General features: G+C 65.9%; 4 protein-coding genes and 3 pseudogenes. 4 read left to right on the top strand and 3 right to left on the bottom strand.

What is annotated here, in order from left to right:
* Positions 1 to 106: 106 nt before the first annotated feature.
* Both AC067A_RS37305 and AC067A_RS37300 read left to right on the top strand, forming a co-directional pair.
* Positions 107 to 251: pseudogene (locus AC067A_RS37305) on the top strand (flavodoxin family protein); the annotation flags it as partial.
* A gap of 287 nt (positions 252 to 538) precedes the next feature.
* Complete coding sequence (locus AC067A_RS37300) at positions 539 to 1,108, top strand: SMI1/KNR4 family protein (RefSeq protein ID WP_479248127.1); 570 nt, start codon at positions 539 to 541, stop codon at positions 1,106 to 1,108.
* A gap of 66 nt (positions 1,109 to 1,174) precedes the next feature.
* On the opposite strand, the gene AC067A_RS37295 is transcribed toward AC067A_RS37300, so the two are convergent.
* Complete coding sequence (locus AC067A_RS37295; RefSeq protein WP_479248126.1) at positions 1,175 to 1,720, bottom strand: transposase; 546 nt, start codon at positions 1,718 to 1,720, stop codon at positions 1,175 to 1,177.
* 229 nt (positions 1,721 to 1,949) lie between these two features.
* Positions 1,950 to 2,405 (bottom strand): hypothetical protein, encoded by a 456-nt coding sequence (locus AC067A_RS37290; protein ID WP_479248124.1) that lies wholly within the window; start codon positions 2,403 to 2,405, stop codon positions 1,950 to 1,952.
* Between the two features lie 494 nt (positions 2,406 to 2,899).
* On the opposite strand from AC067A_RS37290, the pseudogene AC067A_RS37285 reads away from it, so the two are divergent.
* Positions 2,900 to 3,013, top strand: a pseudogene (locus tag AC067A_RS37285) (flavodoxin family protein); the annotation flags it as partial.
* Between the two features lie 290 nt (positions 3,014 to 3,303).
* Positions 3,304 to 3,832 (top strand): annotated as a pseudogene (locus AC067A_RS37280) (transposase family protein); the annotation flags it as partial.
* A gap of 11 nt (positions 3,833 to 3,843) precedes the next feature.
* Here the strand turns inward: AC067A_RS37280 and AC067A_RS37275 are convergent.
* Positions 3,844 to 4,359, bottom strand: a complete 516-nt coding sequence (locus tag AC067A_RS37275; protein WP_479248122.1) for an RICIN domain-containing protein — start codon at positions 4,357 to 4,359, stop codon at positions 3,844 to 3,846.
* Positions 4,360 to 4,484 lie beyond the last annotated feature (125 nt).

Here is a 4,484-nt window from a genome sequence, read left to right as displayed (position 1 = left end):
GAGTTGCCTACGCGTCACGACCACAGTCCTACCGGGTTCCACCCCACGAAGAGCACAGAACCCGGCAACTGATCACGACATCACACAGGCCCTAGGGCCTGTATGACTGGGTGACAACTTCTCAATCATGAAGAAGGTCATCGAGCGGCTTTACCGCCTGCTCCTCGATCCTCAACGAACGCGGCCGGTAGGCCTACTGCGGTCGCGTGGGCGGCTGCCTGATCACCGGCAACGAGGACGGCGCCAAGCATTGATCCTTTTCATCTTCGCCACACCAGGGTGACGTCGTGGCCCTCGCTTGAGTCCTGGAAGCTCCGAGGCTGGGCCCGTCGGCGCAGTGGGTTGTCTGTGAAAAGTCGCGGGCGGTCACTTCGCTGAGGGGCCGGTCCTGCGCGGGGCGGAAGATGATCGCGGGGAGGAATGGAACGCATGCTCGACGTACCATCCCTGCAAGGTCCTCCGGCCGGTACTTCCCGACCTCCGCAGTGGCGTAGTCGGACGGAGATATCCCTGTAGAGAGGACAGAGGGCAGAGGACGATGAGTGTGGCTGAGAGTTGGTCACGTGTGATGAGTCTTCTTCGGGAGCACGCGCCGGCCGATCACGCGGATCTGCCAGGGCCCGCTACGGAGCGGGTACTCGCGGCAGCCGAGGAACGGATGGGGATCTCCCTTCACGGGGACCTGCGCACGTGGCTGTTGCAGAACAATCTGGATCTGCCGGAGGAAGACGTCGACGACGACGTGATGTGCTGCGGCTTCGACGGGTTCCCGGACGAGGGAAGCTTCTATCTGGGCATCCGGGCGATGGAGAGGCTCTACGCGAACCGCTCCACGTCCTGCGGATTCGACCCTCCGGACCAGCCGGACTACCCGTTCTGGCGTAACGAGTGGATCCCGTTCCTGTCGGACCAGGACGGCTGGATGGGAAAGTTCATCGACGTGCGGGACGGCCGCGTCGGCAGCTGGTTCGTGGGTGGCCCCACGGTCAGGGGCGAGTACGAATCGCTGGCCCAGTATTTCGACTCCGTAGCGGAGACGCTGACGAGGATCGCCGAGGGCCGCTCCCCGGTCTGTCGGTTCACCGAAGGTCGACTTGTCTGGTCGTGAGACGGTTCCCCACGGGATGACGGCCATTGCCAATCCGTCCTCGCCCTGGAACGGCAATGAGATTCATCAGCGTTGACGTTCCAGGGTGAGGACGGCTGCGGCGATGACGGCCATGCGGTGGGGGCTGCAGCGGGCCCGGCGGAAGATCTGCCCGGACTTGAGTCTTGCGATGCTTCGTTCGACCGGTGCTCGTGCCGCTGACAGGGCTCGGTTGATTGTCTGCTGGGTTGTGGTGAGGTCCTGGCTGGGGAGCCGTCTGATGGGCGTGGTCACCCAGAGGCCGGCCCCGATGGAGGCGCGGTCGGCGAGCGTCCCGTCGAGCAGGACGTGATCGGGATCCGTCTCGCGCAGGACCTGCAGCAGACCGGATGCCCGGCGGGACAGGTGATCGACGACGGCCGTGACGTAGGCGTGGGCGGTCCCGACGGATATGCCGAACCCGGCGGCGATCTGCGCGAGCGTGTCGTGCCGGCGCAGGTAGACCAGGCCGACGAGGGCGCGCTGGTGGGGCGGGAGCTTGCAGCGTCGGCCACCCTCACGGGTGACGATGAGTATCGATACCCACTCGACCAGGGCGTGAGGCAGGTCGAGTGCGACAGGACGGGGAACCAACGAGGCTCCTGTGCCGACGAGTTGAGACGTCGAGCACCTTCCTCAACGGCACGGGAGCCTCGTGAGTTGCGGGACGCTGGCCCGTCACCCGATCAGTGGCCGCTCTGAAAGAGCTCAGCGAGAGTCGCCATCTGTTCGGGGGCGGGGGGACGAGCGGCGAGGCCCCCACCTGTCTTGGTAGGGGTCTCGTCCAGTAGCGGTGTGGGCGGAGTTGCCGCCCTTCGCGGGCTCAACGGCTCTTGTACATCGAGACCGTGAAACTGACCTTCTTACCGTTGTGGTAGTCGGTGCTGTCCCACACCGAGATGTGAGACCTGTCCTGCATCCGCAGGTGCAGCACCTCATTGGCGTTGTTCCAGTTGTATCCGACGAACTGGAAGTTCGGCTCGGGGCTGTCTCCCATTCTCCTGTTTCCCCAGCTGCAGATATGCGACGAGTCGTTCTCGCAGACGGACCAGGCCCTGGCGTACAGGTGGCAGTCCTCTCCCTGCCACACGTCGATACGCTTCAGCCTCGCGTCGGACGAGCGCCACGTTCCGTTGAACCGGTTGGCGGAGCACGAGGCGGCTGCTTCTTTCGTCGAGGTGACGGCGAGCACCACCGAGAGGGAGAACGTCAGGGCGGCCGTCAGGAGCACGGCCATGATCTGGCGTAGTGGAATGCGGGCAGAAGAGACCTGTGTCATCGTGAACCTCCGATAGCGGGTCGCAGCGCGGGGCATCCCGTCGTCACACGACGCGTTGTCCCCCCTGCTTCGGCTGAACGCCACTCATTCGGGCCCGGATCATTTCGCCCTTACCCCCTGTTCATTCCAGAGCAGCACTCCGCAATCCTGATCGCAAGTCGGCAGGATTTCACATTTCGCGCACGATTCAATGATGAATGCAATCCAAAGTGGATCGGTCAATGAATGCGAATGCGTGGGTGAGATTTCATGCCGTGTCGAGCGAGTCAGCGCCGGGCCGGGGCCGTGGCCGACCGGCCCCAGAGGCGTACAAGGCGCTCTGCGAGCAGGGTGAAGGCGTGTCCGACGTCCAGATCTTCGAGGCGCCGCTCCGGCCCGGACACCGCGCGGAGCGCCGTACGCGGCCAAGCGGCGGACGCGCCCCAGCCGTTGCAGACAGGTAACCGTGGAGGGATTCTGAAAGTACCCGTTCGGGGCTTGTCGCAATGGCGTAGAACCAGCTCCACCTGGCCCGCATGCTCAAGGACGCCGGTGGCATCCCCGCCCACGGAAACCAGCGCTCCGAGTGGGATGCCGGCTGCCGGTTCGACTTCGAGAACCCCGAGTAGCGTTGAGCCCCGGCCGGAACGGTCGGAGGTCCGGTGGAAGTCAGCTCCGGATCAAGCAGGTCCGTCGCGCGGCAGTGCCCGCGACGACAGCGGCCTCAGCCTGACGTCCTGCCTCGGGGCCGCACCGAACAGCTTCCGTCCCGTGCACCATCAGGGAGTGCACGGTGCTGAAGATCCGCGCACCCGCCCCTACCCCGGTGGCCGGCACGGAGGACAGGCGAAGGTCGATCCCGGCATCCGCGAACACCTGCTGCTCGACATACCTCGGCCCCGCCGGTGCCGCTCAGGTATTCGCGAAGCTCGTGAAGGTGGTGCGGGAGCGGGGCGGGAACGGGCCTGGTGGTGGCCGGCCGTGGTGTCTGCCGCTGCCGGACCGGGGGCTGCTGGTGGCCGTGTACCACCGCACGAACCTCACCATGCGACAGCTCGCGCCGCTGTTCGGCGTCTCGCCCGCCACGGTCTGCCGGGTCATCCAGCGCTCGGGCCGCTGCCGGCGCTCGAGGCGGCTTTGCGACCGGTGACGGACACCGAACGGTTGTGGATCGTGGACGGCACCCTGATCCCGGTCCGCGACCGGAAGACCGGTGCCTCGTCCCGCAACTACCGGTTCTCGGTAAACGTGCAGGTCACCATCGGCGCAGACACCCGCCCCGCCTGGTCATCGCGGCGGCCCGGCCGGCCCCTGGCCACAAGGCCGACGCGCACGTCTGGCGCGAGTCGGGCCTGCCCGCCCTAACGGCGGGCACGACGGTGCTCGCGGACGGCGCCTACCTCGGCGCCGGCCTGATCGTCCCGCAGCAGGAAGAAAGGCCGACCCTCTGCGACACCCTTCAGTGCCAGTACTGGTTTTCTCCCCCGTGGCAGTCCCACTGGGTGGCAGGGGCGCCGTTGTCCTTGCGCCAGTCGCCGATCTCCAGGCACTTGCCGCTGTTCACGTTGACCAGGGTCATCCAGTTCTCTCCCGGGTAGCGCACCATCCACTGCTGGTTCACCCCGCCATGGCACTCCCACTGACCGATGGCGGCACCGTTGGCTCTGGACCAGCCCTTGACCTCGAGGCACTTTCCGCTGTGCCGGTTGTAGATGAGGTATCCGCTCCCGTACGGGGTCCCGGCCCATTCCTGGTTGGCACCCGTGTGGCAGTCCCACTGGTTGACGCCCGCGCCGTTCTCGGTGGACCAGCCCCCCACTTCCAGACACTTGCCGCTGTCGAGGCTGAATATCGGGGCCCACCGGGACAGGTCGACGGCGGAGGCGGGGGACGCGGGCAGGGCGAGGGAGATGAGCAGGGCTCCACCGGCAGCGCTGAGGACGCGGCGGAGGTTCTTGGTTGTCGTGAATCGCACGATGTTCTCCTGAAGGCCGGCCGGTACGGACTAGGTGTATTGATCACGAGCGTTGTTGACACTGGTCTGGTCTTGAACATGGCGAAGACCTCCGGTGTGGTGGGAGCTGTCTAGGAACTCACCAA

The organism is Streptomyces sp. NPDC043176, from assembly GCF_056436715.1.
The sequence above is the reverse complement of the archived record's forward strand: the minus strand, read 5'-3'. Positions and strand labels throughout refer to the sequence as shown.